The organism is Bacillus norwichensis, from assembly GCF_014836955.1.
Classification (GTDB): domain Bacteria; phylum Bacillota; class Bacilli; order Bacillales; family Bacillaceae_C; genus Siminovitchia; species Siminovitchia norwichensis.
Genome location: NZ_JACSPV010000006.1, coordinates 64,333 through 77,897 on the forward strand (window position 1 = coordinate 64,333; position 13,565 = coordinate 77,897).

The window sequence follows — 13,565 nt, forward strand, 5'->3', positions numbered from 1 at the left end:
TACTGAAGCTGTCTCATTACAGCTTTTTTTTAATTGGGATAGACTGTATCATTATTATGTGCTGCCTTCCAATAGGTTAGGCCTTGTGATGACGCGAAATAGATAACATAGTGATGCTTGTATAAATGCTGAAGTGGCAGGTTGTGTGACCTCTATCGCCTAATTCTAGGTTAGGTAGTGAAACATAATGATATAATATATAGAAAACTGTATGAGGGGGGCAGCTATGAAAAACATACTGTTTGTTTGCACTGGCAATACATGCCGCAGCCCAATGGCTGAAGCGATTTTTAACCATCTCCAAAACGGGAATGCATTTGCTAGATCAGCAGGCTTATTTTCTGCTGAAGGCAGCCGAGCGGCAGAAAATGCATTGAGAGTTTTGGATGAAAACAAGATGCAGCTTGATCATAGGTCTAAACAGTTGGTTGAGGAAGACTTACATTGGGCTTCATATGTATTTACTATGACAAGAGCACATAAAGAAATGCTGATGGACAAGTATCCAGCAGCTGCCGATAAAATCTTCACTTTGAAGGAATATGTCGTGGGGCCCGAAGGCAACATTGATATTGCAGATCCTTTTGGGGGAGATATTTCTATATATCGTGAGACATTTAAAGAGATGAAAAGTTTGATTGAAAAGCTTTCGCTTGAGTAGCCAAAATCTCAGCGCTCCAAAATGGCAACTGGACTGCTCTTCTTTTATAATGAAGGAAATGTGTAACGAACAATAAGGAGGAAAAAACTTTCATGAAAGTCGCAATTGCATCGGATCATGGTGGTGTCAACATCCGAAAGGAGCTTCTCCAGTTAATGGATGAAATGGGTATTGAATATGTAGATTTAGGCTGTGAAGGTAGTGGTTCTGTAGATTATCCTGACTATGCAGTTCCTGTGGCGGAAAAAGTAGTAAGTGGGGAATGTGATCGGGGAATTTTAGTTTGTGGAACTGGTATTGGTATGAGCATAGCTGCCAATAAGGTGAAGGGAATTCGTTGCGCGCTTGTGCATGATGTGTTTAGTGCAAAAGCAACCAGGCTGCATAATGACAGCAATATTTTAGCAATGGGTGAGCGTGTGATTGGTCCGGGCTTAGCTCGTGAAATTGCTAAAACTTGGCTGGAGACAGAATTTGAAGGTGGCCGTCATGAAAAACGGGTGCAAAAAATAACAGATTATGAATTGGATAAACGATAATTAAAAATCAACAAGGGGGAGTTCTACATGGCAATTGAACAATGGCAGGAAGAAGTGCGTACCCTTCTTGACGAATGCAGAGAAAATCTACCTATCGGAGAGGGAAAAGTGTTGGTTATCGGCTGCTCTACATCTGAAATTGCCGGGCAAAAAATTGGTACTTCCGGAACAATAGAACCGGCAACTATATTATATGAAGAGTTGAAAAAGTTTGCGGATGATAAAAAGATTCATCTTGCTTTTCAATGCTGTGAACATTTAAATCGTGCTTTGGTCGTTGAAAGGGAAACTGCCTCAGAAAATGGCTGGGAAGAAGTGACGGTTATTCCAGTCCGTAAAGCGGGCGGTTCCATGGCTACATGTGCATACTCACAAATGAAGGATCCGGTTGTTGTTGAGTTTATCAAGGCAGATGCGGGTATTGATATAGGTGATACATTTATCGGAATGCATTTAAAACATGTAGCCGTACCTATAAGAGTCAACCAAAAATCAATAGGCGATGCCCATGTAACGATTGCAACAACTCGTCCGAAGTTAATTGGTGGAGTGAGAGCTGTATATGAGATGCAGAAACTGAACGATCAGTGCAAATCTTGAAGATAATGTTCCGTTTTTGATAAAATAGGTTTGGAATATTCACATCTTCATGTTAAAATATAAGCGATTAACGAATACAAGCGAAACTCGAAAGGATGAGGGGGAGCAATATGAGCAAACTGAGTGAAAATAGTACTTTAAGTGCTATTGCCCAGGAAGATCCGCAAATTTATGAAGCTATTCAAAAGGAATTGAACCGGCAACAGACCAAAATCGAATTGATTGCATCCGAGAACTTTGTTAGCAAAGCAGTAATGGAAGCGCAAGGATCAGTTTTGACAAATAAATATGCTGAAGGCTATCCTGGCCGCCGTTATTACGGGGGATGTGAGTTTGTCGATATAGCTGAGGACCTAGCACGCGACCGTGCGAAACAAATTTTTGGTGCTGAGCATGTAAACGTACAGCCGCATTCCGGAGCTCAAGCAAACATGGCAGTATATTTTACTATTCTTGAGCATGGCGACACTGTGCTTGGCATGAACTTGTCACACGGCGGGCACCTTACTCATGGAAGCCCAGTTAACTTTAGCGGGGTACAATATAACTTTGTCGAGTATGGTGTCGATAAAGAAAGCCATCGCATCAATTACGAAGATGTACGCCAAAAAGCTCTTGAGCATAAGCCGAAGCTGATTGTTGCGGGTGCAAGTGCTTATCCAAGAGTCATTGATTTCAAGAAATTCCGCGAAATTGCCGACGAAGTCGGAGCTTATTTTATGGTGGATATGGCTCATATTGCGGGTCTTGTAGCAGCTGGCCTTCATCCTAATCCAGTACCATATGCTGATTTTGTTACTACAACTACACATAAAACATTGCGTGGTCCACGCGGTGGAATGATTCTCTGTAAAGAAGAATTTGCAAAAGCGATTGACAAGTCTGTTTTCCCGGGGTTACAAGGTGGACCGCTTATGCACGTCATTGCGGCAAAAGCTGTTGCATTCGGAGAAGCTTTACGTGCTGATTTCAAAGATTATGCCAAACTCATTATTGAAAATGCAAACAGACTTGCTGAAAGTCTTAAAAAAGAAGGCGTCAACCTTGTATCTGACGGAACAGACAACCATTTGCTTTTATTGGACGTACGTTCTTTAGGATTAACTGGGAAAGATGCAGAAAAAGTTCTTGATGATGTTGGGATCACTGCAAACAAAAACACCATCCCATATGACCCAGAAGGCCCATTCGTAACAAGCGGTGTCCGTATTGGAACAGCAGCTGTTACATCACGTGGATTTGGAATGAAAGAAATGGATGAAATTGCATCTTTAATTGCTTTTGTCCTAAAAAATCACGATGATAACGAGAAACTGGAAGAAGCTAGCAAAAAGGTTGAGGCAATCACATCTCGTTTTCCTCTATATGAATAATTTTGATGAACAGTCTGTCTAAAAGATAGACTGTTCTTTTGTGTATTGAATATACAGGCGCTTAAGCTTTTGTTCACTGTCTAGCTCCAGTGCCTATCGACTAGTGGACTTCCCGCCTTCTCCTACGATAAGTCAACATCGGCTCCGACGTACAGGAAGTACTAGTGCAGGCGAGGCGACAGGACGTCGCTGCTTGAGCCTGCCGACGTACAGGAAGTACTAGTGCAGGCGAGGCGACAGGACGTCGCTGCTTGAGCCTGCCGACGTACAGGACGTCCTAGTGCAAGCGAAGCGACAGGATGTCGCGATTTGAGCCTGCCTTCGTCTCCGTGTTGTCTGGCTGCGAGTGCCATCGGCTCGAGGTCATAAGCCAATCGCTGGTGAAGGCAAACTACGCCTTCCTCAGCACTCGTCTTATGCTTGTCGCCGATAAGAAGGCACTCTCGCACTTCATTTTTCCTTTATCACGTCGAAATCACTGTCCAGCTACAACGCTCAGCGACTAGCAGACTTCCTCTTCCTTCCTACGATAAGTCAACATCGATTCGCCTTCGGCTCATCGTGTTTCCTTTATCTCGTCAGGAGCCGTCCAGTCTGTACGTCACTAAACGAGCGTTTTCGCAATTCGCCTCAGTCTGTACGTCGATGAACAGGCGCTTATACTTTTGTTCTTGCCGAAAGTTTTTCTTTTATGTAAAATGAGCAAGGATATAACGACCAGAGCGAGGGTGAATTGGTTCATCCGAATCACTTCAAATGCTCCCGTCTTGATCGTGAATAAAAAGAATAAAGAATAAAGGAGAGAGCACTATGGGCAACGTTCATGTAATCGACCATCCTCTCATTCAGCACAAAATTACGTATATCCGTGATAAAAATACAGGGACAAAGGAATTTCGTGAGCTTGTTGATGAAGTGGCAACACTGATGGCTTTTGAAATTACTAGGGATATGCCGTTAAAAGAGATCGAGGTAGAAACCCCTGTGAGCAAGGCTACCTCAAAAGTGCTGGCTGGAAAAAAGATAGGCATCGTCCCGATCCTCAGAGCTGGAATTGGAATGGTGGACGGTATATTAAAATTGATTCCTGCTGCAAAAGTGGGACATGTTGGCCTTTACCGTGACCCGGAAACTTTAAAGCCAGTCGAATATTATTTAAAACTGCCGAGTGATGTACAGGAGAGATTTTTCATTGTCGTCGATCCTATGCTTGCTACGGGTGGAACTGCTGTAGAAGCAATCCATTCATTGAAAAAGCGCGGCGCTAAACAAATTAAGCTTATGTGTCTGATTGCTGCTCCAGAGGGAGTCAAAGCGATCCAAGAAGCTCACCCAGATGTGGATATTTATGTTGCGGGCGTAGATGAAAAGCTTGATGAAAAAGGATATATTGTCCCGGGCTTAGGGGACGCAGGGGATCGTTTATTTGGAACAAAGTAATTCTTATCATAAAAATGAAAGAAGAGGGATCTGATTCCAAATGAATAGTCGGATCAAAGTACTATCTGTTTTTGGTACAAGACCTGAGGCCATTAAAATGGCGCCCCTGGTGAAGGAGCTAAAGGCAAGAGACCGTGACTTTGAATCGTTCGTGGCCGTTACCGCCCAGCATCGGCAAATGCTTGATCAGGTACTTGAAGTTTTCAATATCAAGCCAGATTATGACTTAAACATCATGAAGGAAAGCCAAACTCTGACTGATATTACGACGCGCAGCCTCAAGGGACTTAATGGAGTAATAAAGGAACTCCAGCCTGATATTGTCCTTGTTCATGGTGATACGACCACAACATTCTCTGCAAGTCTCGCCGCATTTTATAACCAGTCCGCTGTAGGGCATGTTGAAGCGGGATTAAGGACTTGGAATAAATATTCCCCTTTTCCTGAAGAGTTGAACCGCCAGCTGACAGGGATTATTGCGGATCTGCATTTTTCGCCAACTGATAAAGCTGCTCAGAATCTGATTAATGAAGATAAAGAAGAAAAGGGTATCTTTATTACAGGCAACACAGCGATCGATGCTCTTAAAACGACAGTAAAAAACAAATATGAACATGAAGTACTCGATAAACTGGGTAGTGACCGTTTGCTTCTCCTTACTGCCCACCGCAGGGAAAATTTAGGACAGCCCATGAGGAACATGTTCAGGGCCATTAAACGAATCATCAATGAGCAGTCGGATATCCAGGTTATCTATCCGGTTCATTTAAACCCGGTTGTCCGGAATATTGCGAGTGAAGAATTGGGAGATGACCCGCGAATACACTTAATTGAACCGCTAGGAGTTATTGATTTTCATAACTTTGCGAATCGGGCTTACTTAATCCTTACTGATTCTGGTGGAGTGCAGGAAGAGGCTCCATCGCTCGGTGTTCCAGTCCTTGTTCTCCGTGATACGACAGAGCGTCCAGAGGGTATTGAAGCAGGAACCTTGAAGCTTGCTGGAACGGATGAAGAGACAATTTATCGTCTTGCAACGGAATTAATTACTGATTCCGAAAAATATAAGAAAATGGCCCATGCCATGAATCCTTATGGAGATGGAGAAGCTTCAAAGCGGATTGCGGATGCCATATTATATTATTTTCAAAAGAAAAATGAAAGACCGGAACCGTTTCGGCCAGTTGATTGAACAGGAGGAGAATTTCCTCCTGTTTTTGGTAATGTCGTATCGCCGATTTATCTTTCAGAAATCTTGACAAAAAAAGGTCGAAAAACCACATGTTAGATGAAATTTGATGAAATTGTGACAAACTGAAAAACGCGATTAGTTTGTTTCTAATTTCACATGAAACCCGTTGACTTTGACATGACCCTATTGTATGCTAACAAAGGGTATGAAGAGGAGAGTTTATTCACTTTCTTTCATCCAAAAATCGTTCGGATTTTGTTAAATAAACACGGAATTTGTAGCCTGATTAAAAAATGAGAAAGATGATGCAAATGAGTAGGAAAAATCGTCATCCGCTTCATGGGATGGCCCTTTATTCTGCCGTTTTGGCACAGTTGGCTGGCTCTGTTCTAGTGGGAATTTTCCTTGGAAGATGGTTGGATGAAAAAATCGGACTTGAGCCGCTTTTCTTGATTATCTGTCTTCTTGCCGGTTTGGCAATAGGAGTTTTTGGGGTTATTTTAACAATCCGGCAATCGGGGGATTAGAAAGATATGGATGACCTCCAGCAGTTATTTAATAGACAAAGGAAGTACATACTGTACTTATTGGCAATTCTTGTATTGGGTTGGGGCTTCACTCCTTACCAATCTATTTTTATGGGATTGATTCTTGGGACTTCCATTAGTTTTTTTAACCTGTGGATGATGGTCCGAAGAATGAAAAAATTTGGGGAAGCTGTGTTGGCAGGGCGTAAGATGCGTTCCTTGGGATCATTATCCAGGATGGCAGCCGCTATTTTGGGTGTATTCATCGCCATGCAGTATCCTGAAATCTTCAATCTCATAAGTGTGATCATAGGATTAATGACATCTTACCTTGTCATAGCGATAGATGCTTTAATCTCCATCCTTTTTAGAAAAGACAAGCAGCGGGAAGAGAGGTGAGTTCTAAATGGATCATGGAGCACCGATTAAAGAAATATTTGGATTATATTTCAACCTCGGAAATGTATTGATGATTACTGTTGCTTCACTTATCGTGTTTATTATTGCCGTGATAAGTACACGGACTTTGGCAATGAAGCCGACAGGTATGCAGAATTTTTTGGAGTGGGTATTCGATTTCGTCAAAGGGATCGTTAAAAGTAATATGGACTGGAAAACAGGCGGACATTTCCACGTGCTTGGCGTAACCTTAATATTCTATATATTTGTGTCCAACATGCTGGGTTTACCATTTTCAGTATCTATCAACGACGAATTATGGTGGAAATCACCGACGGCCGATCCGGTCATTACACTTACTTTGGCAACAATGGTAGTGGCTTTATCACATTACTACGGAATCAAGCAAAAAGGTTTTGGCGAATATCTTCGCGGCTATGTCAGCCCAATGTGGTTCTTATTCCCGCTCAAAATTATTGAAGAATTTGCCAATACATTAACACTAGGTCTTCGTCTTTATGGAAACATTTTTGCAGGGGAAATCTTACTTGGCCTATTGGCCGGAAGCCTTGCAGCCATGGGTGCAGGAGGCTGGATTGCAGCGGCAATTCCGACGCTTGCATGGATGGGATTCTCAGTGTTTATTGGAGCAATTCAGGCATTTATTTTTACTATGTTGACAATGGTTTACTTGGCCCACAAAGTCAATGAAGACCATTAATATATACTTGTTCATCAAAATGGACAAAGAATTTTAACCAAAATACTTTTTATATATTTTAAGGAGGAACTTTATAATGGGAATGTTAGCAGCAGCAATTGCAATCGGATTGGCAGCTCTTGGAGCAGGTATTGGTAACGGATTGATCGTTTCCCGCACAGTTGAGGGAATTGCACGTCAACCAGAAGCACGTGGTATGCTACAAACTACAATGTTCATTGGGGTAGCGTTGGTAGAGGCTATTCCTATCATCGCAGTTGTTATCGCGTTTATGGTTCAAGGCAGATAACATTTATTGAATAATCAGAACATGTTTGAAAATGGCGAAGAAGAAAACACTTCGCCATTTTTTAAGAAAAGCGGAGGCGCCTTGTCTAGCCCCGACCAGCACAAGACGATTCCCGAGGAGGCAGTACTTCAGCCACCACAGGGAAGTGGCTTGTGACCTCGAGGGGCTAGGTGCCGCAGCTAAACAAAGAAAAGCGGAGGCCGCTTGTTTAGTAGTTTTTACCGCTGATTAGCAGTAAAAACCATTTGAATAATTGACATGCCACCGGCAGAAGGCCGGTTGATTCAAAACCGATACGAAAAGTCCGAAAGGAGTGGAGCAAGCTTGTTAACGAGCAGCTTTGTATTAGGGGCAGAAATTGCTGGCGTACGTTTTAATGGCGGCGACATCATTTTCCAGCTTCTAATGTTTATTATACTAATGGCGCTGTTAAAGAAATTTGCCTGGGGACCATTAATGGGCATCATGAAGCAGCGTGAAGAGCATATTGCAGGTGAAATCGAATCGGCTGAAAACAGTCGCGTTGAAGCAAATAAATTGCTTGAAGAGCAAAAAGCTTTATTGAAAGAAGCGCGTCAAGAAGCACAAAACATGATTGAAAACTCCAAGAAACATGGCGAAAACCAAAAGCAAGAAATTATGGAAACAGCTCGTCAGGAAGCGGAACGTTTGAAAGAAACTGCACGCTTAGAAATCGCACAGGAGAAAGAAAATGCTGTTGCGGCTTTACGTGAGCAAGTTGCATCATTATCTGTAATGATTGCTTCTAAAGTGATTGAAAAAGAATTGACAGCTGAAGACCAAGAAAAGCTGATCAATGAATATATCGAAAGAGCAGGCGAGGAGCAATGAGTAATCCTGTAGTTGCTGAACGCTACGCTTTGGCTCTTTATCAAGTAGCAAAAGAACAAAACTCATCTGATAAGATTGATGAAGAGCTGAGGGCTATTAAAAAGGTTCTAGTTCAAAACCCAGGCTTTATCAGTCTTTTGCAATCTCCAAGGCTTTCTGTGGTGCAAAAAAGAAATCTGATTGAACAGTCTTTTCCAAACGTATCTGCGCCTGTTATTAACACTTTTATGATATTGGCAGATCGACATAGAGAAGATATCTTAGTTGAAGTGGCAGAATCCTATATTAATCATTTGAACGAAGAACGTGGTATTGCTGAAGCAACTGTTTACTCAGTCAGAGCTTTGACTGCAGATGAATCTAATGCCGTTTCTGCTGTGTTTGCTCCAAAAGTAGGCAAACAGACCTTGAATATTGAAAATATTGTTGATCCGAACATGCTCGGTGGTGTCAAAGTACGTATTGGTAACCGAATCTTTGACGGAAGTCTTCGTGGAAAACTCGACCGACTCGGACGAAAACTGACTAGTTAAGACGATTTGAATAATGTGGGGTGAAATTCATGAGCATCAATGCTGAAGAAATCAGTGGGCTGATAAAAAAGCAAATTGAAAACTATCAAGCTGAATTAGAAGTAAGTGATGTTGGAACAGTTATTCAAGTAGGGGACGGTGTTGCCCGTGCTTATGGCTTGGACAATGTCATGTCTGGAGAACTTGTCGAGTTCTCAAATGGTGTCATGGGAATGGCGCAAAACCTTGAGGAAAGCAACGTCGGTATCGTTATCCTTGGGCCATATACAGAAATTCGTGAAGGTGATGAGGTTCGCCGTACAGGACGTATCATGGAGGTTCCAGTTGGTGAAGAACTCATTGGGCGTGTTGTGAACCCATTAGGACAACCTGTCGACGGTATGGGACCAATTAATACAACAAAAACTCGTCCAATCGAAGGACCTGCACCTGGCGTTATGGATCGTAAATCAGTTCACGAGCCATTACAAACAGGGATTAAAGCGATTGACGCTCTTGTTCCAATCGGACGCGGACAGCGTGAGTTGATCATTGGAGATAGACAAACAGGTAAGACAACAGTAGCTATTGATACAATCCTGAACCAACGCGAAGAGGACATGATTTGTGTTTATGTTGCTATCGGACAAAAGGAATCTACAGTTCGTAATGCGGTAGAAACACTTCGCAAACACGGTGCAATGGATTATACAATCGTTGTTACAGCTTCTGCAGCTCAGCCTGCACCACTCTTGTACTTGGCTCCTTATGCTGGAGTTACGATGGGTGAAGAGTTTATGTACAACGGCAAACATGTACTTGTTGTATATGATGACTTGTCCAAACAAGCGACTGCTTACCGTGAACTTTCCTTGCTTCTTCGCCGTCCTCCAGGACGTGAAGCATTCCCAGGGGATGTCTTCTACTTGCACTCCCGCTTATTGGAACGTGCAGCGAAGCTTAGTGATGCAAAAGGTGGCGGTTCTCTAACTGCGCTTCCGTTCGTTGAAACACAAGCAGGAGATATCTCTGCTTATATTCCTACGAACGTTATCTCTATCACAGACGGACAAATCTTCTTGCAATCCGATCTATTCTTCTCTGGTGTTCGTCCAGCAATCAACGCGGGTCTTTCTGTATCTCGGGTAGGTGGATCTGCACAAATCAGTGCGATGAAAAAAGTTGCTGGTACTTTGCGTCTTGACCTTGCAGCGTTCCGTGAACTTGAGTCATTTGCTCAATTTGGTTCTGATCTGGACAAAGCGACACAAGCAAAACTTGCTCGTGGTCAACGAACTGTTGAAGTGCTGAAGCAAGATTTGAACAAGCCGATCAGAGTTGATAAGCAAGTAGTGATTCTTTACGCCCTAACACGCGGATACTTAGATGATATTGCTATACAGGATATCCTCAGGTTTGAAGAAGAATTATATTCATGGCTCGATCACAACCGTGCAGACTTATTAGAGTCTATTCGCACAACAGGAAAACTTCCTGCGGACGACGATATGGCAGATGCATTGAAAACATTCAAGAAAACATTTGCTAAAAGCGACTCTTAAGATAAATGACGGCTGAAGGTGCCAAGGTTCTGAGTCCCTGGCGCCTTTTTAAAGACTATGATTACTTCAAATACAGGGTGGTGAGAACCAGTGGCATCATTGCGTGATATCCAGAATCGTATAAACTCAACGAAAAAAACAAGTCAAATAACGAAAGCCATGCAAATGGTTTCTGCAGCAAAGTTAAACCGTGCTGAAACAAATGCAAAGTCGTTTGTTCCCTATATGGAGAAAATCCAGGAAGTGGCTGCAAGCATTGCTCTGGGAAGCAAAGACGCATCCCATCCGATGCTAGTATCTCGTCCAGTTAAAAAAACAGGATATCTTGTTATTACGGCTGACCGTGGCCTTGCCGGACCATATAACAGCAGTATTTTGCGGGCGGTCAATGCGAAAATCCAACAGCGCCACAAAAGCAAAGATGAATATGTAATCATTGCTATCGGGCGAATGGGACGCGACTTCTTTATAAAAAGAGGCGTGAATGTTGTACTTGACATTACCGGTCTTCCAGATCAACCATCATTCGTTGATATCATGGACATCACTCGAAATACTGTCGGAATGTTCTCCGATGGGACCTTCGATGAACTGTACATGTACTATAATCACTTCGTAAGTGCATTGACACAGGAAGTGACCGAGAAAAAAGTGCTGCCTTTGACGGATTTAGGCACATCAACTAAGCTTATGTCTTATGAATATGAGCCTTCTGCTGAAGCCATTCTTGAAGTGTTGCTTCCACAATATGCAGAAAGCTTAATATACGGGGCACTGCTTGATGGAAAAGCAAGTGAGCATGCTGCAAGGATGACAGCTATGAAGAGTGCAACGGATAATGCCTCCGAGCTTATCGACAGCCTTACATTGTCCTTTAACCGTGCTCGTCAGGCAGCTATTACACAAGAAATTACTGAAATTGTCGGCGGTGCAGCCGCATTAGAATAGATGTATAAAAATAATTATTAATATTTGATCCCAGGTAGGAGGGAAAAAAATGAGCAAAGGACAGGTTTTGCAAGTAATGGGACCGGTTGTCGACGTAAAGTTTCCTGATGGCCATCTCCCTGAGATTTATAATGCGCTGAAAGTAACGTACAATGCTCAATCAGAAACAGAAGTAAATATCGACCTTACATTGGAAGTTGCCCTTCATCTTGGCGATGATACAGTTCGTACTATTGCCATGGCGTCAACAGACGGCGTTCAAAGGGACATGGAAGTTATCGACACAGGTGCTCCAATTTCGGTACCAGTTGGTGACGTCACACTTGGACGTGTATTCAATGTATTGGGTGACAATATTGACCTCGATGAAAAAATCGATGATAGTGCAAGACGCGATTCCATTCACCGTGAAGCACCTAAGTTCGACCAACTTTCTACAGAAGTAGAAATCCTTGAAACAGGAATTAAAGTGGTTGACTTGCTTGCTCCTTATATCAAAGGTGGAAAAATTGGTCTTTTTGGAGGGGCGGGTGTAGGAAAAACCGTATTAATCCAGGAATTGATCAATAACATCGCTCAAGAGCATGGTGGTATCTCAGTATTTGCTGGTGTTGGTGAGCGTACTCGTGAAGGAAACGACCTTTACTACGAGATGAAAGACTCTGGCGTTATTGAGAAAACTGCGATGGTATTCGGACAAATGAACGAGCCACCTGGGGCACGTATGCGTGTTGCTTTGACTGGCTTGACAATGGCTGAATATTTCCGTGATGAACAAGGACAAGACGTTCTTTTCTTCATCGACAATATTTTCCGTTTTACGCAAGCAGGTTCAGAGGTTTCTGCCCTTCTTGGACGTATGCCTTCTGCGGTTGGTTATCAACCAACGCTTGCAACTGAAATGGGTCAATTGCAAGAGCGGATTACATCCACTAATGTTGGATCAGTAACATCCATTCAGGCAATTTATGTACCTGCGGATGACTATACTGACCCAGCTCCAGCTACTACATTCGCTCACTTGGATGCTACAACAAACCTTGAGCGTAAATTATCTGAAATGGGTATCTACCCAGCGGTTGACCCGCTTGCTTCTACTTCCCGGGCACTTTCTCCTGAAATTGTCGGTGAAGAGCATTACGAGGTTGCGCGTCAAGTACAACAAACTCTTCAAAGGTACAAAGAGTTGCAAGATATTATTGCGATTCTCGGTATGGATGAGCTTTCTGATGAAGATAAACTAACTGTTGCTCGTGCTCGTCGTATTCAATTCTTCTTGTCCCAAAACTTCCACGTGGCTGAGCAATTTACAGGACAGCCTGGATCTTATGTTCCAGTACAGGAAACTGTTCGTGGCTTTAAAGAGATCCTTGAAGGTAAATACGACCATCTTCCTGAAGATGCTTTCCGTCTTGTCGGTCCAATCGAAGAAGTTGTGAAAAAAGCAGAAGAAATGGGCGTAGAAGCATAAATAGGGACGAGGAGGCGATCAAATGAACACTTTAAAAGTAAGTATTGTCACTCCAGACGGCCCAGTCTATAATTCAGAAGTTGAAATGGTAAGCACTAAAGCTGAATCAGGTGAGTTGGGGATACTTCCAGGACATATTCCATTGGTTGCTCCCTTGCAAATCGGTGCAGTCCGCTTAAAGAATGGAAGCAAAACAGAATATGTTGCTGTAAGCGGCGGATTTTTAGAAGTTCGTCCTGAAGAAGTCACCATTCTTGCTCAGGCTGCTGAAACAGCGGATAGTATTGATTTCGCTCGTGCCGAAGCAGCTAAAGCTCGTGCAGAGCAGCTTCTGCAAAGTAAACGGGATGACATAGATTTCAAAAGAGCGGAGCTCGCATTGAAACGTGCGATGAACCGGATTGATGTGTCACAACACAGATAAAACACTTCATATAACACCTTCTGGTCTTGCTTGATCGGAAGGTGTTATTTATGAA

16 protein-coding genes are annotated in these 13,565 nt (G+C 42.8%); all 16 read left to right on the forward strand.

Translation table 11 applies throughout. The features are described from left to right. The first annotated feature begins 226 nt into the window (after nucleotides 1–226). The 16 genes from H9631_RS05115 to H9631_RS05190 all read left to right on the forward strand — a co-directional run bounded on the left by H9631_RS05115 (nucleotide 227) and on the right by H9631_RS05190 (nucleotide 13,510). Nucleotides 227–661, forward strand: coding sequence for a low molecular weight protein arginine phosphatase (locus tag H9631_RS05115; protein ID WP_191810586.1), 435 nt, complete (start codon nucleotides 227–229; stop codon nucleotides 659–661). Between the two features lie 92 nt (nucleotides 662–753). Further along, nucleotides 754–1,200, forward strand: a complete 447-nt coding sequence (gene rpiB, locus H9631_RS05120; RefSeq protein ID WP_191810588.1) for a ribose 5-phosphate isomerase B — start codon at nucleotides 754–756, stop codon at nucleotides 1,198–1,200. Nucleotides 1,201–1,227: 27 nt separating this feature from the next. Beyond that, complete coding sequence (locus tag H9631_RS05125) at nucleotides 1,228–1,800, forward strand: TIGR01440 family protein (RefSeq protein WP_191810590.1); 573 nt, start codon at nucleotides 1,228–1,230, stop codon at nucleotides 1,798–1,800. Between the two features lie 110 nt (nucleotides 1,801–1,910). After that, nucleotides 1,911–3,173: a serine hydroxymethyltransferase gene (locus H9631_RS05130; protein ID WP_191810592.1), complete on the forward strand. Its 1,263-nt coding sequence runs from the start codon at nucleotides 1,911–1,913 to the stop codon at nucleotides 3,171–3,173. An 810-nt stretch (nucleotides 3,174–3,983) separates the two neighbouring features. After that, nucleotides 3,984–4,613 carry a uracil phosphoribosyltransferase gene (gene upp, locus H9631_RS05135; protein WP_191810595.1) on the forward strand — a complete coding sequence of 210 codons (630 nt, stop codon included), beginning with the start codon at nucleotides 3,984–3,986 and terminating at the stop codon, nucleotides 4,611–4,613. A gap of 40 nt (nucleotides 4,614–4,653) precedes the next feature. After that, nucleotides 4,654–5,805, forward strand: a complete 1,152-nt coding sequence (wecB, locus tag H9631_RS05140) for a non-hydrolyzing UDP-N-acetylglucosamine 2-epimerase (protein WP_191810597.1) — start codon at nucleotides 4,654–4,656, stop codon at nucleotides 5,803–5,805. A 311-nt stretch (nucleotides 5,806–6,116) separates the two neighbouring features. After that, complete coding sequence (locus tag H9631_RS05145) at nucleotides 6,117–6,332, forward strand: AtpZ/AtpI family protein (protein ID WP_191810599.1); 216 nt, start codon at nucleotides 6,117–6,119, stop codon at nucleotides 6,330–6,332. A gap of 6 nt (nucleotides 6,333–6,338) precedes the next feature. Continuing rightward, a complete protein-coding gene (locus H9631_RS05150; RefSeq protein ID WP_191810601.1) occupies nucleotides 6,339–6,731 on the forward strand; it encodes an ATP synthase subunit I in 393 nt (130 codons plus the stop codon). A gap of 7 nt (nucleotides 6,732–6,738) precedes the next feature. After that, the gene (atpB, locus tag H9631_RS05155; protein WP_191810603.1) at nucleotides 6,739–7,452 is read left to right on the forward strand and encodes a F0F1 ATP synthase subunit A; all 714 of its coding nucleotides are present in this window, start codon (nucleotides 6,739–6,741) and stop codon (nucleotides 7,450–7,452) included. Nucleotides 7,453–7,528: 76 nt separating this feature from the next. Then, entirely contained in the window at nucleotides 7,529–7,741 is a 213-nt protein-coding gene (atpE, locus tag H9631_RS05160; protein WP_018708433.1) for a F0F1 ATP synthase subunit C, read from the forward strand. A gap of 324 nt (nucleotides 7,742–8,065) precedes the next feature. Continuing rightward, nucleotides 8,066–8,593, forward strand: coding sequence for a F0F1 ATP synthase subunit B (gene atpF, locus H9631_RS05165; RefSeq protein WP_191810744.1), 528 nt, complete (start codon nucleotides 8,066–8,068; stop codon nucleotides 8,591–8,593). Further along, nucleotides 8,590–9,126: a F0F1 ATP synthase subunit delta gene (locus H9631_RS05170; RefSeq protein ID WP_191810605.1), complete on the forward strand. Its 537-nt coding sequence runs from the start codon at nucleotides 8,590–8,592 to the stop codon at nucleotides 9,124–9,126. The genes atpF and H9631_RS05170 overlap by 4 nt, the downstream gene beginning before the upstream one ends. Before the next feature lie 29 nt (nucleotides 9,127–9,155). After that, a complete protein-coding gene (gene atpA / locus H9631_RS05175; RefSeq protein ID WP_191810607.1) occupies nucleotides 9,156–10,667 on the forward strand; it encodes a F0F1 ATP synthase subunit alpha in 1,512 nt (503 codons plus the stop codon). Between the two features lie 90 nt (nucleotides 10,668–10,757). Beyond that, nucleotides 10,758–11,615: a F0F1 ATP synthase subunit gamma gene (locus H9631_RS05180; protein ID WP_191810609.1), complete on the forward strand. Its 858-nt coding sequence runs from the start codon at nucleotides 10,758–10,760 to the stop codon at nucleotides 11,613–11,615. Between the two features lie 49 nt (nucleotides 11,616–11,664). Further along, a complete protein-coding gene (gene atpD / locus H9631_RS05185; protein WP_191810611.1) occupies nucleotides 11,665–13,086 on the forward strand; it encodes a F0F1 ATP synthase subunit beta in 1,422 nt (473 codons plus the stop codon). Between the two features lie 22 nt (nucleotides 13,087–13,108). Then, nucleotides 13,109–13,510: a F0F1 ATP synthase subunit epsilon gene (locus tag H9631_RS05190; RefSeq protein WP_191810613.1), complete on the forward strand. Its 402-nt coding sequence runs from the start codon at nucleotides 13,109–13,111 to the stop codon at nucleotides 13,508–13,510. Nucleotides 13,511–13,565 lie beyond the last annotated feature (55 nt).

Excerpts from the sequence above, each read along its gene's own strand:
- H9631_RS05115 (WP_191810586.1), top strand. The coding sequence starts at position 227 with ATGAAAAACATACTGTTTGTTTGCACTGGCAATACATGCCGCAGCCCA.
- rpiB (WP_191810588.1), top strand. The coding sequence starts at position 754 with ATGAAAGTCGCAATTGCATCGGATCATGGTGGTGTCAACATCCGAAAG.
- H9631_RS05125 (WP_191810590.1), top strand. The coding sequence starts at position 1,228 with ATGGCAATTGAACAATGGCAGGAAGAAGTGCGTACCCTTCTTGACGAA.
- H9631_RS05130 (WP_191810592.1), top strand. The coding sequence starts at position 1,911 with ATGAGCAAACTGAGTGAAAATAGTACTTTAAGTGCTATTGCCCAGGAA.
- upp (WP_191810595.1), top strand. The coding sequence starts at position 3,984 with ATGGGCAACGTTCATGTAATCGACCATCCTCTCATTCAGCACAAAATT.
- wecB (WP_191810597.1), top strand. The coding sequence starts at position 4,654 with ATGAATAGTCGGATCAAAGTACTATCTGTTTTTGGTACAAGACCTGAG.
- H9631_RS05145 (WP_191810599.1), top strand. The coding sequence starts at position 6,117 with ATGAGTAGGAAAAATCGTCATCCGCTTCATGGGATGGCCCTTTATTCT.
- H9631_RS05150 (WP_191810601.1), top strand. The coding sequence starts at position 6,339 with ATGGATGACCTCCAGCAGTTATTTAATAGACAAAGGAAGTACATACTG.
- atpB (WP_191810603.1), top strand. The coding sequence starts at position 6,739 with ATGGATCATGGAGCACCGATTAAAGAAATATTTGGATTATATTTCAAC.
- atpE (WP_018708433.1), top strand. The coding sequence starts at position 7,529 with ATGGGAATGTTAGCAGCAGCAATTGCAATCGGATTGGCAGCTCTTGGA.
- H9631_RS05170 (WP_191810605.1), top strand. The coding sequence starts at position 8,590 with ATGAGTAATCCTGTAGTTGCTGAACGCTACGCTTTGGCTCTTTATCAA.
- atpA (WP_191810607.1), top strand. The coding sequence starts at position 9,156 with ATGAGCATCAATGCTGAAGAAATCAGTGGGCTGATAAAAAAGCAAATT.
- atpD (WP_191810611.1), top strand. The coding sequence starts at position 11,665 with ATGAGCAAAGGACAGGTTTTGCAAGTAATGGGACCGGTTGTCGACGTA.
- H9631_RS05190 (WP_191810613.1), top strand. The coding sequence starts at position 13,109 with ATGAACACTTTAAAAGTAAGTATTGTCACTCCAGACGGCCCAGTCTAT.